Below are 19,807 nucleotides of genomic sequence, written 5' to 3'. Positions count from 1 at the left end.
TTCTGCCCACAGATTCGTGACCAAAGGCCTCTCGACCACACGAACACTGTGTGATCCAGAACACTAGTTTTGATTACGTTGCATCTACGTTGCGTACGTGTTTCGTCCCCGAAGGAGAACAGATGGCATTCACGGAAGAAGAAATCGCATACATGCAGTCGCAGCCACTGGCGCGCGTTGCGACGCTCTCACCACACGGGCAACCAGACGTCGTTCCATTGGCCTTCGAATACGACGGGGCCCACTTCTGGATCGGCGGGGGCGGCCAGAGCGTCCTGAAAACCAGGAAGTTCCGCAATATCGGGTCAGGACAACTCGAAGTAGCCCTCGTCATCGACGACATGCCGTCATTCGAGCCGTTTGTCGCGCGCGGGATCAGGATCTACGGAATCGCTGAACAGCCGATCGAAAGGGTAGGAATGGTCGGTCCCGGAATCTATTCACGCATCACGCCGACAGTCTCGTGGAGTTGGAACTTGGCGGGAGAACCGGCAGGTGACACCTGGTACGAATCTCACAAGACTGTTCACACGCAATAGGTCAGTTCGGGCAACTCTCGGGTGGCAGGTTTTCGGCGGCCCACGTTGTCAGTTCACTGAGAGCGGGGAGCAGCGCCTGCCCCGACGCCGTGAGTTCGTACTCCACAGCGATGGGCGGGCCGGCGTCGACGGTCCGCGTGACCAGGCCCGCACCAGCCAGTTCGGTCAATCGGTCCGAGAGCACGGAGTCGCTGATCTTGCCGACTGTACGCTTGAGTTCCGCAAATCCCGCCGGACCACCGAGGAGCGTCGCCAGGATCACACCGTTCCAGCGTTTGCCGAGAAAGCTGAAAGCGCGAGCCAACGCCGCGTCACAGACGCGTGGTTGGTGCTCGGCTTCACTCTTCCCAGGCATTGCTTCATCCTAGGCCCGAGGCCACGGTGGCCCGTCAACTCGCCGCAAGAGGGACTCCTGGGCGACGGTTGCAGCCAAGACGCCGTCGCGTGTCCAGAAGTGGCCCGTCGAGAATCCCCGACCATCAGTGGCGGAGTTGCTTTCCTGAGCGAAGAGCATCCACTCGTCGGCCCGGAAGGGTCGGTGAAACCAGATCGCGTGATCGAGTGACGCCATCAGCACTCGCGAAGGTCCGACCATCAACGACCGGTGGGGCTGGACGTCGAGTGAGGCCGTCGATGCCAAAGACAAGTCCGAAGCGTAGGTGAGGACCCCGGCATGGAACAACGGTTCGTCAGGAAAAGCGTGATTCGGTTTGAACCACACCGACTGTGCGACCGACCCCCGCTCGCGCTCACCCTCGTCGGCAACGAATCTCATGTCCATCGCACGATGTGTCTTGTTGTCGCGGAACTCGTCGGCGCGCGCACTCGCCCAGCGCTCGTATGGATCGGGAAGGTCCTCCGGAGCAGGTACGACGGGCATCTCCCCCTGTCGATCGGTGCTGTCCTCCGGAAGTTTGAAGGACACGGACAGTGTGAAGATCGGCGTGCCCAGTTGCAGGGCAGTGACCTGACGGGACCAGTACGTACGTCCGTCACGAAGACGACCGACTTCGTAGGTGATGGGCTGCCGCGGATCGCCTGAGCTGAGGAAGTATCCGTGAAGGGAATGCACCACCGCAGTCGCAGGCACTGTCCGACCAGCGGCGGTCAAGCCCTGTGCCGCGAGATGCCCGCCGAAGATGCGCCCGGGAGAGCCAGCGTGGCAGTACCCATGGAATCTGTCGGGTCCGACGTCGTCCAGGCTCAGCAACGTGTGTAGATCGAAGGACTCGAGTTCTCGAGATTCGGTGAGCGTCACGTCCACAACGTCCCTGCGTCAACGGCTTCAGCGGCAGGGGCCGACGGCAGACCCGGATCGGAGCGGGAAAATCGCGGCGCCGGACGATGCTGAGTGACCCCGTCCAGTTCCACGAGCGAACCACGCTGGGCAACATGGGGATTGGATGAGGCTTCCGCAAACGTCAGAACCGGTGTCGTACACGCGTCGGTGCCGTCGAAGATCGCCGCCCACTCGTCGCGTGTCTTGGACGCGAACACATCGGCAAACACCTTCTTCGTGTGCGGCCATGCACTCTTGTCGTTCTGGCTCGGCAACGTCGCGGGATCAAGTCCCAAACCGGCCAGAAGTAGTGCATAGAACTGCGGTTCGACGGCACCGACGGCCATGTATCTGCCGTCGGATGTCTCGTAGGTGTCGTAGTACGGGGCGCCGGTGTCGAGCATGTTCACACCGCGTTCGTCAGACCAGCGTCCGAGACCGCGGAAACTCCACATCATGTGCGACAGCGCCAGCGTTCCGTCGACCATTGCGGCATCGACAACCTGACCCTGCCCGGACTTCTGTCGCTCGAAGAGCGCGGCAAGTATTCCGAACAACAGAAACATCGAGCCACCACCGAAGTCCCCCACCATGTTCAGCGGCGGAACCGGACGCTCACCGGCACGACCGATCGCGTGCAGGACACCGGTCAGCGAGATGTAGTTGATGTCGTGCCCGGCAGCCTGCGAAAGCGGCCCCTCCTGACCCCATCCTGTCATCCGGCCGTACACCAGGGCTGGATTCCGTTCCAGCGCAACCTCCGGTCCGAGGCCGAGCCGCTCGGTGACCCCAGGACGGAAACCCTCGATGAGCACGTCCGCACGCTCGATCAATCCGAGAACAATGTCGACGCCGGCAGGGTCCTTGAGGTCCACCTCGCAGATACGACGCCCACGCTGGGTCTGATCCCGTGGCTGACCGGGACCGGGGATCCGACCGGCGCGTTGAACACGGACGACGTCAGCGCCGAGATCAGCGAGCAACGTCGCTGCGTGGGGACCTGGACCGATTCCGGCAAGCTCTACGACGCGAAGTCCGGCGAGCGGTCCGCGGCCTGTGGTGGGAGCCATGATTGTCCCTCTGTTCTCTCTCGAGTCGAAATATCTGTGTAGGTACGGTTTTCAGCCGAGTAATGACGGCAGAGCCCGTGCGAGGTTGCGTTCGTGAATTTGAGAGGCACCTTCGTAGATCCGCAAGGCACGCACATCCCGCCACATACGCGGTACCGGGTGATTGCCGACGATGCCGACCCCGCCGAGCACCTGCACCGCCCGGTCCCCGACCACCGACGCCATCTCGGTGCAGTACAGCTTTGCCGCGGCAATCCGATGACGCGGCGGCGTTCCGCGGTCGAACTCACGGGCGCAGTCGAGGATCATCGCTCGTCCTGCCTCGAGTTCCGCATAGCTGCGTCCGAGCATCGCCTGCACGGCACCGAACTCGGCCAAAGGTTGGTCGAACTGCTCACGAGAACCCGCGTATTTCATTGCCTCCGCGAGCATCCGAGTCGCCTGACCGACTGCGGTCGCGGCAACGTGGGTGCGAGCCTGGTTGATTCCGCGCATCGCGTGAATCATCCCCAAACCTGTTGCACCGCCGATTAACCGGTCGGCGCTCACCACAACGTCACGCAAGCTGATCTCGGCGACTGGGCCTTCGGCATGACCGTTCATCAATTCAGGCACCCGGGTCTCTACCCCCGGCGATTCCCGATCTACGAGGAAGGATGAAATCTCGCCGTCCGCGGTGCGGGCGAACACCACCAGAACATCAGCCCACGCTCCGTTGGTGATGAAGCGCTTCTCACCGTTGATGACGTAGCCGTCCGGGGTGTTGGTAGCGGTGGCGCGCACGGCGGAGGCGTCACTACCCGCCTGCTCCTCGGTGAGAGCAAACGCCATGACGCACTCCCCCGCCGCCATCGCCGGTAGATACTGTTCACGCTGAGCGTCGGTGCCGTATTCGAGGAGGATCTGCGAAGCCAGTCCGATACTGGTCGAGAATCGGGAACGGTACACCGCCGATGACCGGGTGAACTCGAAAGTCAGCAGCACCTGCTGTTCGACGGTCCACCCCAATCCGCCGACGCTCCTCGGAAGCGTGATGCCGAATAGTCCGACCTCGGCCATCCTTGTCACGAGGTCAGCGGGAACCTCACCAGCAGAGACCATTTCGTTCTCACGAGGAATGAGCTCATTGTCGGTGAAATCGCGGATCACCTGCCGGTAGGCGTCGAAATCGAGGTCGCGAATCTGTGGGTCGATCACGGTTCTACTCCTGGAAGCATGTTGGGAAGATGGCTGTGTCACCGGTAGGTCTCACGCAGAGTGCGCTTGAGGATCTTCCCTACCGGCGACAGCGGGAGTGCGTCGACGAAATCGACCGACCGCGGCGCCTTGTACCGAGCTATACGCTCGCCGACAAAATCTCGGAGTTCATCACCGCTCGAATTGTTTTCAGCTGTGCGCACCACCACTGCATGGACGCGTTCTCCCCACTTGTCGTCGGGTACTCCGATGACCGCGCAACTGCTCACACCGGGATGCTGGGACAGGGCGGCTTCGACTTCGGCACTGTAGACGTTCTCGCCGCCCGAGATGATCATGTCCTTGAGTCGGTCTACGAGAAACACGTAGCCGTGCTCGTCCATGAAGCCGAGGTCACCGGTATGCATCCATCCACTGCGCACCGCGTGCGCCGTCTCCGCCTCGTTGTTCCAGTAACCCATCATGACGTTCGAGCCCCGCACGACGACCTCACCGATATCGCCGCGCGGAAGCTCTGTGCCGGTTGCGTCGACAATCCGCACCTCGGTGTGTGGCGCAGCACGTCCCACTGATCGAAGTCGTTCCGGGTGATCAGGATTGCGGTGGTCGTCGTCGCGGAGAAGTGTTGCTGCCGGGGCCAACTCGGTCATTCCGTAGCCCTGGCGCAGTCGAAGATCAGGTGATCGTTCGATCAAGCGCCGAACCAGTGGTTCGGGCATCGGCGATGCGCCGTAGGTGATCGAGGTGAGACTGTCGATCGGCAGACCTGTCCGATCAGCGTATTCGAGCATCGCTTGCACCATTGTCGGCACGAGCAGAGATTGTGTAACTTCCTTCTCTGCAATGGTTTCGACGAGTTTCTCGACGGTGAAGTCCCCCATCAAAACGTGCACGGATCCGGTAACCGAGGCCTGGACCAAACCGGCGAAGGCTGCGAGGTGGAACAGGGGCGCCACGTGCAGGGAGCGGCCTGGCAGATTCGGCTCACCACTACCGGCAAGGACTCCGAGCACCGATGTCAGGATCTGGCCTGCGCTCAGCATGACACCTTTGGGGCGGCCTGTAGTTCCGCCGGTGTACATGAGCAGCGCCAATGCATCGGGATCTGCATGAGTATCGGGAATCGGACCGTGCAGCGCCAAAGCAGAGTCGTAGTCGACCGTATCGCCGGGCAGATCCGCCGCACCGAATACGATCACGGTCTCCAGTACAGCGCACCGTTCACGCAGTTCCAGCGCAGCGGCCAGGCGCGGTCCGTCCACGAGAAGCACTGTGATTCCGGCGTCTTCGATGTGAAATGCCATCTCGTCGGGACTCCAGCGGTTGTTCACCGGGGACGCGACCATCGACGCCCAGGCACAGGCGAAGGAGTATTCGACATACTCGAGACAGTTCGTGGCCAGTATCCCTACCCGGTCACCTCGGTCGAGCCCGTACGACGTGAACATACCGGCCAATCGCGCAACGCGACTCTCCAGTTGAGCGAACGTCAACTGGCGCTGCCCGTCAACGACGGCGATCGCGTCGGGTTCACGCTGGACCGACCGATGTAAACCCTGAGTCAAGTACATTCTCGTTCACTCTCCTGATCCCGATAACAATGTGTTCCAGTTCTTTTCAGCGGCCCGTGAAGTGCGGTACTCGTTTCTCGAGGAATGCCGAGCGCGCTTCCTCCACGTCTTCGGAATACGCGCACGTGATCAGCCGGTCGGCTTCGTCCATCAAGAATTCGGACAGCGGCCGCGACATCGCCGAATCGAGGTTCAGCTTTGCACCACGCACTGCCAACGGTGCCGAAACAGAGAGCCGCTGAACAATTTCCGTAGTCCTCGCTTCCAGCGATTCTTCGGCGAAAGCCTCGTGAATCATTCCGAATGAGGCAGCGCGATCAGCTTTGATTCGTTCGGACAGCAGCATCAATTCCCGCGCCTTCGATGTGCCCGCTGCGCGGGTCAGCAACCACGCCATTCCCATGTCACCGGACATTCCAGCCCCCAGGAAGGCCGTGTTGAACATCGCATCGGCTCCGGCATAGCGAAGATCGCACGCCAGAGCGAGACTCAAGCCGGCGCCCGCACAGCCACCGCGAATCACCGCCACCGTAGGCTTGGGATGCTGCACCAAAGTTGGTATCACCCGTGAAACATCAAGCAAGCGAGTGCGATCCTCTTGCTGTGAATCACCCCGCACTACACGGCTCGACCGATCACCGGACTGATCGCGACCGACCGAAAAGTTCCCTCCGGCGCCCGTGAGCACGACGACTCTCACGGCCTCGTCACCGGCGGCCGACGTAAGCGCGTTCTGCAGCTCGGTGAGCAGCGTGTACGTAATCGCGTTGCGTCGATCCGGTCGGTTCAGAGTCATCGTGGCGACACCGTCATCGACGTCGTAGAGAAGCTCTGCCATGGTTTCCCTCGATTCGTTCAGAACCCGGCCGCTTTGGCGATGATCGTCTTCATCACTTCGTTGGTTCCGCCGTAGATGCGCGACACACGGGTGTCCGCGTACAGACGCGCGATGGGGTATTCCAGCATGTAGCCGTAGCCCCCGTGAAGCTGCAAGCACTTGTCGATGACCTCGGCTGCCGTCTCGGTGCAGAACAGCTTTGCCTTGGCGGCGTCGGCAACACTGAGGTCGCCGGTCTCGTGTAATTCCAGAGCCCGGTCGACCATGCACTGCGCGGCCTCGACCTTGGCGATGCACTCGGCGATGACGAACTTGGTGTTCTGGAACTCCGCCACCGCCTGGCCGAACACCTTGCGGTCACGCACGTAAGCAGTAGCGAACTCGATAGCTCCGACGGCCGCGGCGGTCTGGGTGACCGCGATCATCAGTCGCTCCTGCGGAAGGTTGTTGGCCAGGTAACCGAACGCTGCGCCTTCCTCACCGAGTAGATCCTCGGCCGGCACCCGCACGTCGGTGAAGGAAAGCTCTGCCGTGTCCGAAGTGCGCATGCCGATCTTCTCGAGCTTGCGACCGACCTCGTAGCCTTCGCTCGACGTGTCCACTGCGAGGATGCTCAACCCGGCGCGACGGTTCTCTGCCGTCGGCGGTGACGTACGGCAGATCACGAGAACCCGATCAGCCTGAACGCCGCCGGTGATGAATGTCTTTGCGCCGTTGAGAACATAGTGAGTGCCGTCCTCGGACCGTTTGGCCGTGGTCTTGATGCCCGCCAGGTCCGAGCCGGTGCCCGGTTCGGTCATCGCGATGGCAGTCATCATGTCGCCACTGATGAAATCGGGCAGCCAACGCTGCTTCTGCTCTTCGGTTCCGTAGGTCAGGATGTATGGCAGGACCAGGCCGGTGTGTACACCGAATGCGCCAAAGCTGACTGCCGCACGAGCCGTCTCTTCGGTCAGGGCAGCCTGGAACTTGAAGCTTGTTTCACCCGCTCCGCCGTACTGCACGGGAACCGTCATTCCGAGAACGCCGAGCTTGCCGAGCTGGCGATAGAAGTCGCGGGGCACCATGCCCTCGCGCTCCCAATCGGAGAAGTTGGGCACTACCTCGGCTTCGATGAAGCTACGGATGACCTTGCGGAAATCCTCGTGCTCTTCGTTGAATACTGTGCGCTGCATTGTTTCTCCTGGATATTGTGAAATGAAAGTGAGTAGTGCTCAGCCGAGGATTCGCACCCGATCGCGGGTGGCGTTGACGGCGCAGAGCGCGATGACGGCACCGATGACAGTCGCGATTCCGAAGATCTGGAATGCGGTGGCGTATCCCTCGGCCGGGGTTGCGGCGCTGTCGACGATGACGCCGGTGAGGTAGGGAGCGATCAGACCGCCGGTGGCCATCAGAGCCATGAAAACACCCAGTACCGAGGCCATTTGCTGTGGTGGGCAGATTTCGGAGATCGCTGCGTTGAACTGCGGAATGATGACCGTCCCGATGCCGTAACCCACTGATACCACGAGCACCGCAACGATCGGAGTCTTGATGAACGGCATGCTGACGAGGGCAAGCCCACAGATCAGCAGGGCAATTCCGGGAACGATACCGCGCAGGATCCGAGAGCTGGCACCCCGCGCCATCAGCCTGTCACTGATCGACGTGCAGAGGAACATGAAGAACAGTCCCGCGATGCTGGGAATGCCGAACATGGTTCCCGCCTGAACCCGCGAGTATCCAAGTCCCACTTCGAAGTACGACGGCAGCCACGTGAGCACCACCGTGATGAGAGCGTACATGGTGAACACCGCGGCAAGCGCACCGAGGAATGTCGGCGTGAAGAAGATCTTCGTCAGCGGCACCTTGGCGACAACCACCGAGTCTGTGGCCGTTGTGGTCTCCCGCTCGGACTTCCTGACCGGCCGCTGCATGTACGGCCCCTCTTTCCAGGTGAACAACCACAGGACGCACCAGACCACGCCGACCCCGGCAAGGATGACGAACGTTGCTCGCCACCCCCAACTGGCTACAGCCAAGGCCATCAGCGGCGCGATCGCAATCTTCGCGATAGAGGCACCGGAAGCCAGGAAAGCTCCTGGCAGACCACGCTTTTCCGCAGGATGCCACGAGTAGACACCCGTGTGAACCAGCGCACCCGCTGGTCCCTCGAAGAATCCGAGCATCATGCGCGTGAACAGAAGCATGCCGAAACCGGCAACCACGACGAGCGGGATCATCGACGCTGCCCACCCCAGTGAGAGCAGAACCAGCAACCACCGCAGCGACATCCACTTGTGCAGTACCCCGGCAAAGAAGCCACCGACGGTGAAGGCCAGGAAGAATGCACTGCCGACCAGTCCGATCTGTGCAGAGGTCAGCCCGAATTCCTTGGCCAGTGGCTGTGCAACCAGGCCGAAGACTGCCTTGTCAGCCCAGTTGACGACGACAAGGAGAACGAGAACTCCGGTGAGCCCCCATGCCCGCACTCGGGATTCCCCTACTTCTCGCGGTGGTGCGGCGGTGGGAAGAGCCGGCTTGCTCAACGTCATTCTCATCGATCCTCTCAGGCAAGTGCGACAACTGCGCCACGGAGTGAGCGCAATGCGAAACAGAAGCTGGGTGAACTGATCTCAGCACCGAAGTACTGGATGCGGGACTCGGAGACCGGTCCGGTGCGGTGCGAACCTGACGTGGCCGCTTCGACCGTCAGGCACCTACTCTGTGACACACGCCACCTTGCCGCCCAGAAAGTAAATCATCAATCGGCATGCTGACGCAATAGTCTCGCAAAATCATCCACATACCTCGGCAAACCATCGGAAATTGCAACGAAAGTCCCACGTAAAGACGCACTGTGATCCAGTAGACAAAACTCGAATCGTGGTGTTAAGTAAATTTCCATCCGATCAATTAGGAGACAATCGTGACCAGAAAAGTCCATGTTGCCGGAGTGGGAATGATCCCGTTCACCAAGCCGGGCAAAAGCGAGAACTACAACGTCATGGGAGAGACCGCCGCCCGTGCCGCCCTCGACGACGCCGGTATCGACTACTCGCTGGTCCAGCAGGCCTATGCCGGCTATGTGTACGGTGATTCCACTGCCGGACAGGCCGCCATCTACGGTCTCGGGCTCACCGGAATCCCGGTCATCAACGTCAACAACAACTGCGCCACAGGCTCGTCGGCCCTTTTCCTCGCACGCCAAGCCGTCGCAAGTGGCGCCGTCGAATGCGCATTGGCTGTCGGCTTCGAGCAGATGAAACCCGGTGCACTCAAGCGAGTTTGGGACGACCGCCCTGCCCCGATGTACCGTTTCGACGATCTGATGACCGAGATCCAAGGCGTCCACGACGCACCGCGCGCAGCCCAGATGTTCGGTGGCGCAGGACTTTCCCACATGGAGAAGTACGGCACCAAGCCCGAGACCTTCGCAAAGATCTCGGTCAAGGCACGTAAGCACGCGGCCAACAATCCCAACGCGGTCTTCCGTGATCTTCTCACCGAAGAGCAGGTGCTGGAGTCACCGCACATCTTCGGCCCGCTCACTCGTTACCAATGCTGCCCACCCACCTGTGGTGCCGCTGCCGCTGTCGTCTGCAGCGAAGAGTTCGCCCGCAAGCACGGGCTGGCGGCTGACGTAGTGATCGAGGCACAGGCCCTGACCACCGATACACCAAGCACTTTCGAGGACCGCGACATGATGAAGGTCGTCGGCTACGACATGACGGCTGCCGCAGCTGCGCAGGTTTACGAAGCCGCAGGCATCGGACCTGAGGACGTTCAGGTCGTCGAACTGCACGACTGCTTCTCCGCCAACGAACTCATCACGTACGAAGGTCTTGGCCTCACGCCCGAAGGTACTGCCGAGAAGTTCATCCTGGACGGCGACAACACCTACGGCGGACGAGTAGTCACCAACCCGTCGGGAGGCCTGCTGTCAAAGGGCCACCCCCTCGGCGCCACCGGTCTTGCCCAGTGCGCCGAACTGGTCTGGCAACTGCGCGGTCAGGCCGGCAAGCGGCAGGTCGAAGGAGCACGAATCGGACTGCAGCACAACCTCGGACTCGGCGGTGCGTGTGTGGTCAGCATCTTCAAGAAGGTGGGCTGACATGGCGCTCGATCCGTCCGTCGTCGGAACGATCATCCCGGGCCACGAGGCACTGGTCGAGCGCGGACGCCTGCGCTTCTTCGCCCAGGCCATCGGTGAGACCAACCCGATCTACGGAGACGTCGAGGCCGCCAAGGCTGCGGGGCATCGTGACCTGGTGGTACCGCCGACATTCCTGTTTTGCCTCGACATGGAAAAACCGGACCCGTTTGCCCTGGTCCGATCGCTGAAAATCGACATGAGGTACGTCCTGCACGGCGAGCAGTCCTTCGAATATCACGCACTCGCCTATGCCGGCGACACACTTGCCTACAACGGCAAGGTCACGGACGTGTACTCGAAGAAGAACGGCGCCTTGGACTTCCTTGTCCGGACCGCCGAGGTCACCCACGACGGCGAGTTGATCGCCCGCCTCACCAACACCCTGGTCGTTCGAAACCCTAAGGCGCAGAAATGAAAACAGGAGACGTTCTTCCCTCCCTGGAATTGCCCGAGATCAGTCGCACCACTCTCGCGCTCTACGCCGGCGCTTCGGGTGACCACAACCCGATGCACATCGATCTCGACGTCGCTCGCTCCGGCGGAATGGACGACGTGTTCGCACACGGCATGCTCTCGATGGCCTACCTCGGTCGATTGCTGACCAATTACGTTCCGCAGGAACGTATCCGCACCTACAGCGTTCGCTTTGCCTCCATCACGCCGCTACACGCGACGCCGACGTGCACCGGGACCGTCACCAAGATCGAGGACGGTCTGGCCCACCTCGATATCGCCGTCACTCTCTCCGACGGCACCGTCACCCTGCGCGGCGACGCCGTCGTAGCCGCTTGAAAACTCTCTCTACCGAAAGGAACCCCGACATGGGCAAGCTCGACAACAGGACAGCACTCGTCACCGGATCCGGCCGCGGTATCGGCCGCGCCATCGCCATGAAGTTCGCCGCGGAAGGCGCGAGCGTCGTAGTCAACGATCTTGATCCGGGCCCGGCCAAGGAGACGGTCGAGGAGATCATCGCGGCCGGTGGCAAGGCAGTGGCGTGCGTCGGTTCGGTCACCGAAGAAGGTTTTGCGGATCGATTCGTCAACACCGCAATCGATACCTTCGGCGGCCTCGACATCATCGTCAACAATGCCGGGTTCACCTGGGACAACGTCATCCAGAAGATGACCGACGAGCAGTGGGACACGATTCTCGATCTGCATCTGAAGGCACCGTTCCAGATCCTGCGCGCCGCTCAGCCCTACATCAAGGCCAATCCCACCGACTACCACCGCAAGGTTGTCAACATCTCCTCCAATGCCGGAGTGGTGGGCAATGCCGGACAGTCCAACTACGCAGCCGCCAAGGCCGGCATCATCGGCTTGAGCAAGACCCTTGCGCGTGAGTGGGGTCGTTACAAGGTCAACGTCAATGCCGTTGCATACGGTCTGATCAACACCCGCCTGACGGAAGCGTCGGCGGACGGTAACTCGACCATCGACGTCGAGGGTCGCGAGATCAAAGTCGGCGTCAACCCACAGCTCCTGGCGGCAGCCGAGCGGACCATCCCACTGGGCCGCGCCGGACGTCCGGACGAAGCGGCCGGCGCGGTATTTGCGCTCTGCCTGCCCGAAACCGACTACGTCAGCGGCCAATGCCTGGTGTGCGACGGCGGCAGTCGCTGACCTCACGTTTCCCGAAAGGAGCGGTCCCCATGTACTTGACTCAGTCTCTGCAACGATCAATGCAGCAACGCCCTGACCAACCCATGACCGTGTGTGGGGACCGTATCCGCACCTGCGCCGAGGTCGGCGGGAGAGTAACCCGTCTTGCGGGCGCTTTCCGTGACCTCGGTGTGCAGGTAGGCGATCGCGTCGCGATACTGTCGCTCAACTCCGATCGCTATCACGAGTACTTTTTTGCCACCTGGTGGATGGGAGGCGCTGTCAATCCGCTCAACACCAGATGGAGCGCTGCCGAGATCGCTTTTGCGCTGGACGATTCCGATACACGAGTGCTGGTCGTCGACGACACCTTTCTGCCGCTACTCGACGAGGTACGGGTGTTGTTCCCACAGCTCGCCGTAGTGATACATGCCGGCGAACTGCCGACGCCGGCCGGCGCTCTCGACTACGAGAATCTGATCGCCTCGAGCGAACCCACACCGGACCTGCGACTCGGCGGCGACCACTTGGCCGGAATCTTCTATACCGGCGGAACCAGCGGTCACCCCAAGGGGGTCATGCTCACCCACGCCAACCTCGTGACGTCGAGCCTCGGCGCAGTGGCCAGTAATCGAACGCCTGGTACCGACGGCCTGGCTCTGATCACCGCCCCGATGTTTCATCTTGCGTCGCTGGCAAATTGGATCGGCCGTAACACTGTCGGGGCGACGTTGGTGATTCAGCCAAGTTTCGAACCGGCCACCGCACTGCGCTTGATCGAGCAGCACAAAGTTACGTCGATGCTGTTGGTACCCACGATGATTCAAATGCTGATTCGTCATCCGGACCGGACGAACCGGGACCTGTCCAGCATCCTGGCCGTGCAGTACGGTGCTTCCCCGATCTCCGAAACCTTGCTTCGGCAAGCGCAACAGGCTTTTCCGCAGGCAGCCTTCATGCAGGGGTACGGCATGACCGAGGCCGGACCCGGACTCACCAGCCTGAGCGCAGAAGATCACGTCGACGCGACCCGCCTGAAATCTGCCGGTCGGCCGATGGGACACGTCGAGATTCAGGTGGTCGACGAGAACGGAAACGAGCTTCCTCGCGGTGAGGTCGGCGAAATCATCGCCCGCGGCGGCAACATCATGTGCGGCTACTGGAATCGGCCGGAAGAAACACGATCGGCATTGCGCGACGGTTGGCTGTACACCGGCGACGGAGGCTACATGGACGAAGCCGGGTATCTCTTCGTCGTTGATCGGCTCAAGGACATGATCATCTCGGGTGGTGAGAACGTCTATTCGACGGAGGTCGAAAACGCTCTGGCCACACATCCGGACGTGATCAGCTGCGCTGTGATCGGCGTACCCGACGATCAGTACGGCGAACGAGTCCACGCAGTCCTGGTCGTGCGTCCCGGGGTGTCTCTGACGTGCGAAGAAGTCCGCGCACACTCGAAGACGCTGATTGCCGGCTACAAGTCTCCGCGAAGTATCACCATCGTCGAGCAAATGCCCGTGTCCCCGGCTGGCAAGATACTCAAGAGAGAACTCCGCAGGCAGTTCTCCGACTTGGCAACCAGCACCATCACCTGACCACGCCACCGACCTCGAGGGCCCCATGACGATCGATACATCGGACGGCACACCTGCGGCCTCGCCGGACCGGCCGGCCGCGCCGAAAACGACCCCGAAGAAGACGCTGCGCCCACGCAACCGCAAGGCGCAGATCATCACCGAGGCTCGTGAACAGTTCGGCCGCTCGGGGTACCACAACGTCAGCATGGAAGGCATCGCGTCTGCGGTGGGCATCACCGCAGGCGCGCTGTACCGCCACTTCCCGAACAAGCAGGAACTCCTCGCGCAGGCAATGCTCGACGGCTCGTCTTCGATCCTCGCGATCCTCGACGAGGTCGATCGAACCGATTCCAAGGTGGTCTTCACGGCACTGGTTCGTTACGGACTCGACAACAACTTCCGTAGTCTTCTCTTCGATCAGGAGGCCCGTAACCTGACCCCTGAGCGCAGAACGGAGGCGCGTGCCGGAGTTCGGGAAGTCACGAGCCGGGTCGCAGCCGCCCTTCGACACGAGCGTCCCGACCTGTCGGTTCCCGATTCCGTCGTTCTGGGGTGGGCACTCACCAGTATCGCGTTCAGCCCCGCTCGACACCGCACGACGCTTCCTCGAAAGCGCTTCGAGGCTTTGTTGGCCAGGTTGTTCGATGTCGTTCGTACCGCTCCGGCCCTTCCCGAGGAGCCGGCGGCACAGCCGCAGCCGACTTCGAACTTCAGCCACACTTCGCGTCGCGAAAGTTTGATGGGCGCCGCAATCACGCTGTTCGATCAACGCGGCTACCGATCCGTCACGATGGACGACATCGGCAGCGCCGCCGGTGTTCCGAGTTCGAGCATCTACACCCATTTCGGAAGTAAAGCCGAAGTGCTGCAAGCAATTCTGGCCCGCGGGAACGAAACACTCCGGCTCGGCCTGGTCCAGGCTTTGAGGAACGCAGACTCACGCGAAGACGCGATTGCCCGCGTCGTACATTCGTACACCAATTCGGTGATCTCACCTGACAGCGCGATTGCCATTCTCATCGAAGAAACAGCGAACTTGCCCGAAGAAGCGCAGGCCTCGACGCACATTGCACAACGCGAGTACATCGACGAGTGGGTACACCTGCTCGGCAACGAAACCGCGGATGCACGGGCGACGGTGTTGGCAACCATCAGCATGATCAACGACCTCACGCGCGTCCGACTCGAATCACGACAGTGCGCGATCGAGGATCTGGCGGTGAGGATTCTCGCCACCCAGACGGTCTGACTCGTCACTCCCCAGCGCTGAACCCTACGACTGGTGCTACCGTATCCAAGTACTTTCTTTTTACTAGCAACTAGCTTTACCGGGTAACGCTCGGATGAGCTACAACGGAAACGGAACCACCGATGTCACTCGACGCAGCCACCCCATTTACCGCACAGCAGCTCGACGCAGCCGGCCGTGAACTGCTCTTCACAGCAGCCCGCACGGCAAACTCCTTCTCCAACGAACCGGTCACCGACGACGAACTGACTGCGATCTGGGAGCTCGCGAAGTGGGCACCGACCGCGGCCAACACCAATCCACTGCGCGTGCTGTTCGTGCGTACGGAGGAGGGCAAAGCGCGCCTCGTCGAGCACATGTCCGACGGCAACAAGGCCAAGACCGCATCGGCGCCTGCTGTCGCGGTTCTTGCCGTTGACACCAAGTTCTACGAGCACATTCCGGCACTGTTCCCCATCCGTCCGGAGATGAAGGACTACTTCGAGTCCGACGACGCTGCCGCCACATCGAGCAGCAAGTTCAACGCCGCACTGCAGGCTGGTTACGTGATCCTCGCGATTCGGGCGCAGGGCCTGGTCGCCGGCCCGATGGCCGGCTTCGACGCCGACGGCATCGACGGCGAGTTCTTCGCGGACGGACGCTTCAAGACCACCCTGGTGGTCAACATCGGCCATCCCGGCGAGAACCCGTGGTTCGACCGTCTGCCGCGGCTGTCCAATGAGGATGCGCTCAGCTGGGCCTGAGGCCGATTCGTACAGTTCCCACAATGCGGGAGGGTTCTCCGGAGCCCTCCCGCATTGCTGTCTCGAGCGTTTGCTGTCTCCAGCACGTTTCAACTCCGCACGCAGTGGGTACCTGCCCGCGTCCCGCAAAATCTCACGTCCAGAACAACATCCGACACGCTGCAATCGGAATTAGTTGCAGTATCTCAGTTTTTGGACGACAGTCGAGGGAAACCCCTCGGCCTACGGAGGCTGCGGGGAAAGCCCTTGTGCGCCGGTCGGTGTCGAGGGAAGACGTTCGAGCGAGCAGAAGTCCGAAGAAAGTGGGTTCGGAAATATGGGCGCCCTATGGGATTTTGTCGTTGCACGACGACAACAATTGATGACCGACTCGTACCTACATGTTTCAGCAGTTATCCAGTCCGTGATCATCGCGACGATTGCCGCCGTGATCATCGGCATTCTCGTCTACCGGAGCCCGGCGGGATCCTCCATCGCTACGGCGTTGGCCAGCACGATCCTGACGGTTCCTTCATTCGCCCTCCTCGGACTGCTCATTCCGATTCTCGGTCTCGGCGTCGCTCCCACGATCACCGCGTTGATCTTGTATGCCCTGCTCCCGATCATTCGGAACACGATCATCGGTCTGGATGCGGTCAACCCGGCGATCACGGATGCAGCCCGCGGTGTCGGAATGAATCGCATGCATGTTCTGAGTCGAATCGAGCTGCCGATCGCGTGGCCGTCGATCCTCACCGGCATGCGGGTCAGCACACAGATGCTCATGGGCATCCTCGCCATCGCGGCGTACGCCAAGGGTCCTGGTCTGGGAAACCTGATCTTCTCCGGACTCTCGCGTGTCGGTAGCCCGAACGCTGTTCCTCAAGCGCTGGTCGGCACCGTACTGATCGTCATTCTCGCTCTGATTCTCGACGGAATCTACGTCGTCATCGGTCGTCTCACTACTTCGAAGGGGCTGCAATGACTGAAACCATTCCGTCTGACGTATCTGCAGATCAGAAGGTATCCGGGGTCGAGATTGTTCTCGAATCCGTGACCAAGCGTTACCCGGGCCAGAAAGCTGCAGCGGTGGACAATGTTTCACTGACTGTTCCGGCCGGTGAGATCGTCGTCTTCGTCGGACCTTCGGGTTGCGGCAAGACGACGACGATGCGCATGATCAACCGTCTGATCGAACCCACCTCGGGCAAGATCACCATCGACGGCAAGGACGCGCTGTCCATCGACCCGGACAAGCTTCGCCGCGGCATCGGCTACTCGATCCAGCAGGCAGGATTGTTCCCGCACTTCACCATTGCGAAGAACGTCGCGACGGTGCCCGGCCTCATCGGTTGGGACAAGAAACGTATCGCAGCTCGCACCGACGAGATGCTCGACCTCGTCGGCCTCGATCCCGATACCTATCGCGACCGCTACCCTCGCCAGTTGTCCGGTGGCCAGCAACAGCGAGTGGGCGTTGCGCGGGCGCTGGCTGCCGATCCCCCTGTCTTGTTGATGGACGAGCCTTTCGGTGCCGTCGACCCGATCACCCGCGGCCTGCTGCAGGACGAACTGATGCGTCTGCAGTCGGAGTTGGGTAAGACCATCGTCTTCGTCACCCACGATTTCAACGAGGCAGTCAAACTCGGTGACCGTATTGCCGTGCTGGGCAATCAGTCCAGCATCATGCAGTACGACACTCCGGAGGCGATTCTCGCCAATCCCGCAAACGACATGGTCGCGGGATTTGTCGGGGCGGACGCCTCGCTCAAGCAGCTGACCCTGACACGCGTGCGCCAGATCAAACTCAAGCAGTGCCTCACCGCCCGCGAAACCGATTCGGTCGATGATTTGAGAACCGCACTCGCAGCGCGTAAGTGGAAGTGGGCCCTGATTCTCGATCAGCGTGGACGGCCGCTTCGCTGGGTCTCGCCCGGCCACCTCGCCCATGCGTCGACGCTTCGAGGTGTCGGTAACGAGATCGGCGAAGCCGTGTCCATCCAGTCCACCCTGCAGGATGCCTTGGAGGCTCTTCTCGCCGAAAGCAATGCGTCCACTGTGGTCACCGGACGGCGCGGCGAATATGTCGGTCTCATCACCATCGACACACTGGTCAGCCATCTCTCCGAGATGCGCGAGGAGCATGCGCACGACCACGACGAAGAGCCAGACACCGAGAACGTCGAGGGTTGAACATGACTGCCACGACAGAGGAGCGCGTCTCCGCGCCTGAGATGGAACCGGACGCCCCCGATCTGGGTGCGGCCGAGAACGCCGCCACGCGCCGTGCGGAACGGATGCGACTGTATGTGCAACCGGTCATCGTCCTGATCCTGGTTGCGGGCGTGTTGATCTGGGCATTCAGCCGAGATCTCAACGCGACGCAGAAGGCGAGCATCAATCTCGACAACATCGTCACACTGACCTGGCAGCACGTACTGATCACGGCCGCCGTGGTCATCATCGTCGTCGCCATCGCAGTTCCACTCGGAACCCTGCTGACCAGGCCGAAATTCACCCGATTGGCACCGTTCTTCGTGGGAATAGCCAACATCGGAGCCGCAGCGCCTGCCATCGGCCTGCTCGTGCTGTTCTATCTCGCAACAAGAACGACGGGCTTCTGGATCGGCGTGTTTCCCATCGCGTTCTATTCGCTGCTCCCGGTGCTGCGCAACACCATCCTCGGCTACCAGCAAGTGGACAAGACCTTGATCGATGCCGGGCGTGGGCAGGGAATGTCTTCGCTCACGGTCCTGCGTCAACTCGAATTCCCGATGGCCGTCCCGTACATCCTTGCAGGACTGCGCACTTCGCTCGTTCTGGCAGTCGGCACCGCGACGCTGTGCTTCCTGGTCAGTGCCGGCGGACTCGGCATTCTGATCGACACCGGATACAAGCTCCGCGACAACGTCACCCTCGTGGTCGGTGCCGTACTGGCGGTGTCGTTGGCCTTGCTGATCGACTGGCTCGGCGCGCTCGCCGAAACTTATCTCGGGCCCAAGGGATTACGATGACCAAGACTTCGATCACCAGAACGTGGGGCTGGAAAGTCGCGGTTGCCACGATCGGCCTCACACTTGTCGCTTCGTGTGGCCTCGAGTCCGGTGGCGCACTGCCCCTGGCTGTCGGCCCCGGCAGCATCGAACCGGTTCCGGAGCTCGAGGGTGTGAAGATGACCGTCGGCTCCAAGGACTTCACCGAGCAGATCGTGCTCGGATACGTCATCGAATTCGCGATGGCCGCTGCGGGCGCAGATGTTCGAGATCTCACGAACATCCAGGGCTCGAACAGCACCCGTGACGCACAGTTGAACGGGCAGATCGACCTTGCGTACGAGTACACCGGGACCGGCTGGATCAACTACCTCGGCAACGAGACTCCGCTTCCCGATTCGCAGGCGCAGTTCGAGGCCGTCCGTGATGCGGACCTTGCTGCGAACGACATGGTGTGGACCGATCCGGCGCCGATGAACAATACGTATGCATTGGCGATGAGCAAGGAGACCGCTGAGAAGACCGGCGTCAAGACGGTTTCCGACTACGCGAAGTTGGTCGAATCCGATCCCGGCGCTGCGGTGACGTGCGTCGAGACCGAGTTCAACGTCCGCCAGGACGGATACCCCGGCCTGGCAGCGAAATACGGTTTCGACGCCTCGCGTGCCCAGCGCCAGATCCTGCAGACCGGCATCATCTACCAGGCGACAGCCGACAGCGATCAGTGCAAGTTCGGCGAGGTGTTCACCACCGACGGTCGCATCATCGCACTCGATCTCGTTCTGCTCGAAGATGATCTGCAGTTCTTCCCGAAATACAATCCGGCATTGGTCATGAAAAAGGACTTCGCGGAAGCACATCCGGAGGTTGCCGAAGTCATGGCGCCGATCTCGGAGAAACTGACCAACGAGGTGATGACCGAGCTAAACCGGCAGGTCGACGTCGACGGCAAGGAGCCGGCGGACGTGGCTCGCGACTGGCTGGTCTCGGAAGGCTTTGTCACCGCTGAGTGATCGGCGGACCGCAG

General features: G+C 61.3%; 21 protein-coding genes. 12 read left to right on the top strand and 9 right to left on the bottom strand.

Annotation, left to right across the window (positions count from 1 at the left end; translation table 11 throughout):
- Nucleotides 1-122: 122 nt before the first annotated feature.
- Nucleotides 123-539: a PPOX class F420-dependent oxidoreductase gene (locus H351_RS08655; RefSeq protein ID WP_029256158.1), complete on the top strand. Its 417-nt coding sequence runs from the start codon at nt 123-125 to the stop codon at nt 537-539.
- Nucleotide 540: 1 nt separating this feature from the next.
- Here the strand turns inward: H351_RS08655 and H351_RS08650 are convergent, their stop codons facing one another.
- From H351_RS08650 to H351_RS32080, 9 genes are all read right to left on the bottom strand, one after another.
- Nucleotides 541-894 (bottom strand): winged helix-turn-helix transcriptional regulator, encoded by a 354-nt coding sequence (locus tag H351_RS08650; RefSeq protein WP_029256159.1) that lies wholly within the window; start codon nt 892-894, stop codon nt 541-543.
- Between the two features lie 9 nt (nt 895-903).
- A complete protein-coding gene (locus tag H351_RS08645; RefSeq protein ID WP_037120532.1) occupies nt 904-1,797 on the bottom strand; it encodes an acyl-CoA thioesterase in 894 nt (297 codons plus the stop codon).
- A complete protein-coding gene (locus H351_RS08640) occupies nt 1,794-2,888 on the bottom strand; it encodes a CaiB/BaiF CoA transferase family protein (protein WP_029256161.1) in 1,095 nt (364 codons plus the stop codon). Before H351_RS08640 ends, H351_RS08645 begins: the two co-directional genes overlap by 4 nt.
- A gap of 51 nt (nt 2,889-2,939) precedes the next feature.
- A complete protein-coding gene (locus H351_RS08635) occupies nt 2,940-4,085 on the bottom strand; it encodes an acyl-CoA dehydrogenase family protein (protein WP_029256162.1) in 1,146 nt (381 codons plus the stop codon).
- 38 nt (nt 4,086-4,123) lie between these two features.
- Nucleotides 4,124-5,656 carry an acyl-CoA synthetase gene (locus tag H351_RS08630; RefSeq protein ID WP_029256163.1) on the bottom strand — a complete coding sequence of 511 codons (1,533 nt, stop codon included), beginning with the start codon at nt 5,654-5,656 and terminating at the stop codon, nt 4,124-4,126.
- Between the two features lie 46 nt (nt 5,657-5,702).
- Complete coding sequence (locus H351_RS08625; RefSeq protein ID WP_029256164.1) at nt 5,703-6,494, bottom strand: enoyl-CoA hydratase/isomerase family protein; 792 nt, start codon at nt 6,492-6,494, stop codon at nt 5,703-5,705.
- A 17-nt stretch (nt 6,495-6,511) separates the two neighbouring features.
- Nucleotides 6,512-7,669, bottom strand: coding sequence for an acyl-CoA dehydrogenase family protein (locus H351_RS08620; RefSeq protein ID WP_029256165.1), 1,158 nt, complete (start codon nt 7,667-7,669; stop codon nt 6,512-6,514).
- Nucleotides 7,670-7,708: 39 nt separating this feature from the next.
- Complete coding sequence (locus H351_RS08615; RefSeq protein ID WP_080909655.1) at nt 7,709-8,968, bottom strand: MFS transporter; 1,260 nt, start codon at nt 8,966-8,968, stop codon at nt 7,709-7,711.
- A gap of 77 nt (nt 8,969-9,045) precedes the next feature.
- Nucleotides 9,046-9,210: a hypothetical protein gene (locus H351_RS32080; RefSeq protein ID WP_158510639.1), complete on the bottom strand. Its 165-nt coding sequence runs from the start codon at nt 9,208-9,210 to the stop codon at nt 9,046-9,048.
- A gap of 195 nt (nt 9,211-9,405) precedes the next feature.
- Between H351_RS32080 and H351_RS08610 the strand changes: the two genes are divergently transcribed.
- The 11 genes from H351_RS08610 (at nt 9,406) to H351_RS08560 (ending at nt 19,793) form a co-directional block, all read left to right on the top strand.
- On the top strand, nt 9,406-10,590 hold the full coding sequence (locus H351_RS08610) for a lipid-transfer protein (RefSeq protein WP_029256167.1): 1,185 nt from the start codon (nt 9,406-9,408) through the stop codon (nt 10,588-10,590).
- Nucleotide 10,591: 1 nt separating this feature from the next.
- Entirely contained in the window at nt 10,592-11,047 is a 456-nt protein-coding gene (locus tag H351_RS08605; protein WP_029256168.1) for a MaoC family dehydratase N-terminal domain-containing protein, read from the top strand.
- Nucleotides 11,044-11,424: a MaoC/PaaZ C-terminal domain-containing protein gene (locus tag H351_RS08600; RefSeq protein ID WP_029256169.1), complete on the top strand. Its 381-nt coding sequence runs from the start codon at nt 11,044-11,046 to the stop codon at nt 11,422-11,424. Before H351_RS08605 ends, H351_RS08600 begins: the two co-directional genes overlap by 4 nt.
- A gap of 29 nt (nt 11,425-11,453) precedes the next feature.
- Nucleotides 11,454-12,257: an SDR family NAD(P)-dependent oxidoreductase gene (locus tag H351_RS08595; protein WP_020908993.1), complete on the top strand. Its 804-nt coding sequence runs from the start codon at nt 11,454-11,456 to the stop codon at nt 12,255-12,257.
- A gap of 29 nt (nt 12,258-12,286) precedes the next feature.
- A complete protein-coding gene (locus H351_RS08590; protein ID WP_020970676.1) occupies nt 12,287-13,834 on the top strand; it encodes an acyl-CoA synthetase in 1,548 nt (515 codons plus the stop codon).
- A 25-nt stretch (nt 13,835-13,859) separates the two neighbouring features.
- On the top strand, nt 13,860-15,065 hold the full coding sequence (locus H351_RS08585) for a TetR/AcrR family transcriptional regulator (RefSeq protein ID WP_029256170.1): 1,206 nt from the start codon (nt 13,860-13,862) through the stop codon (nt 15,063-15,065).
- A gap of 122 nt (nt 15,066-15,187) precedes the next feature.
- The gene (locus tag H351_RS08580; RefSeq protein ID WP_020908996.1) at nt 15,188-15,808 is read left to right on the top strand and encodes a malonic semialdehyde reductase; all 621 of its coding nucleotides are present in this window, start codon (nt 15,188-15,190) and stop codon (nt 15,806-15,808) included.
- A gap of 316 nt (nt 15,809-16,124) precedes the next feature.
- Nucleotides 16,125-16,772 (top strand): ABC transporter permease, encoded by a 648-nt coding sequence (locus H351_RS08575; protein ID WP_019745160.1) that lies wholly within the window; start codon nt 16,125-16,127, stop codon nt 16,770-16,772.
- A complete protein-coding gene (locus tag H351_RS08570; RefSeq protein ID WP_020908997.1) occupies nt 16,769-17,980 on the top strand; it encodes an ATP-binding cassette domain-containing protein in 1,212 nt (403 codons plus the stop codon). Before H351_RS08575 ends, H351_RS08570 begins: the two co-directional genes overlap by 4 nt.
- A gap of 2 nt (nt 17,981-17,982) precedes the next feature.
- Entirely contained in the window at nt 17,983-18,801 is an 819-nt protein-coding gene (locus H351_RS08565) for an ABC transporter permease (protein ID WP_003939758.1), read from the top strand.
- Complete coding sequence (locus H351_RS08560) at nt 18,798-19,793, top strand: glycine betaine ABC transporter substrate-binding protein (RefSeq protein WP_019745161.1); 996 nt, start codon at nt 18,798-18,800, stop codon at nt 19,791-19,793. The genes H351_RS08565 and H351_RS08560 overlap by 4 nt, the downstream gene beginning before the upstream one ends.
- Nucleotides 19,794-19,807: the final 14 nt, after the last annotated feature.

This window comes from Rhodococcus erythropolis R138, assembly GCF_000696675.2.
GTDB classification, from domain to species: Bacteria; Actinomycetota; Actinomycetes; order Mycobacteriales; family Mycobacteriaceae; genus Rhodococcus_F; species Rhodococcus_F erythropolis.
The sequence above is the reverse complement of the archived record's forward strand: the minus strand, read 5'-3'. Positions and strand labels throughout refer to the sequence as shown.

Bases quoted from the DNA above. Each gene is read 5' to 3' on its own strand.
- H351_RS08575 (WP_019745160.1), top strand. From the start codon at position 16,125: ATGGGCGCCCTATGGGATTTTGTCGTTGCACGACGACAACAATTGATG.
- H351_RS08570 (WP_020908997.1), top strand. From the start codon at position 16,769: ATGACTGAAACCATTCCGTCTGACGTATCTGCAGATCAGAAGGTATCC.
- H351_RS08620 (WP_029256165.1), bottom strand. From the start codon at position 7,669: ATGCAGCGCACAGTATTCAACGAAGAGCACGAGGATTTCCGCAAGGTC.
- H351_RS08625 (WP_029256164.1), bottom strand. From the start codon at position 6,494: ATGGCAGAGCTTCTCTACGACGTCGATGACGGTGTCGCCACGATGACT.
- H351_RS08565 (WP_003939758.1), top strand. From the start codon at position 17,983: ATGACTGCCACGACAGAGGAGCGCGTCTCCGCGCCTGAGATGGAACCG.
- H351_RS08650 (WP_029256159.1), bottom strand. From the start codon at position 894: ATGCCTGGGAAGAGTGAAGCCGAGCACCAACCACGCGTCTGTGACGCG.
- H351_RS08600 (WP_029256169.1), top strand. From the start codon at position 11,044: ATGAAAACAGGAGACGTTCTTCCCTCCCTGGAATTGCCCGAGATCAGT.
- H351_RS08655 (WP_029256158.1), top strand. From the start codon at position 123: ATGGCATTCACGGAAGAAGAAATCGCATACATGCAGTCGCAGCCACTG.
- H351_RS08580 (WP_020908996.1), top strand. From the start codon at position 15,188: ATGTCACTCGACGCAGCCACCCCATTTACCGCACAGCAGCTCGACGCA.
- H351_RS08590 (WP_020970676.1), top strand. From the start codon at position 12,287: ATGTACTTGACTCAGTCTCTGCAACGATCAATGCAGCAACGCCCTGAC.
- H351_RS08560 (WP_019745161.1), top strand. From the start codon at position 18,798: ATGACCAAGACTTCGATCACCAGAACGTGGGGCTGGAAAGTCGCGGTT.
- H351_RS08630 (WP_029256163.1), bottom strand. From the start codon at position 5,656: ATGTACTTGACTCAGGGTTTACATCGGTCGGTCCAGCGTGAACCCGAC.
- H351_RS08595 (WP_020908993.1), top strand. From the start codon at position 11,454: ATGGGCAAGCTCGACAACAGGACAGCACTCGTCACCGGATCCGGCCGC.
- H351_RS08640 (WP_029256161.1), bottom strand. From the start codon at position 2,888: ATGGCTCCCACCACAGGCCGCGGACCGCTCGCCGGACTTCGCGTCGTA.
- H351_RS08605 (WP_029256168.1), top strand. From the start codon at position 10,592: ATGGCGCTCGATCCGTCCGTCGTCGGAACGATCATCCCGGGCCACGAG.
- H351_RS08585 (WP_029256170.1), top strand. From the start codon at position 13,860: ATGACGATCGATACATCGGACGGCACACCTGCGGCCTCGCCGGACCGG.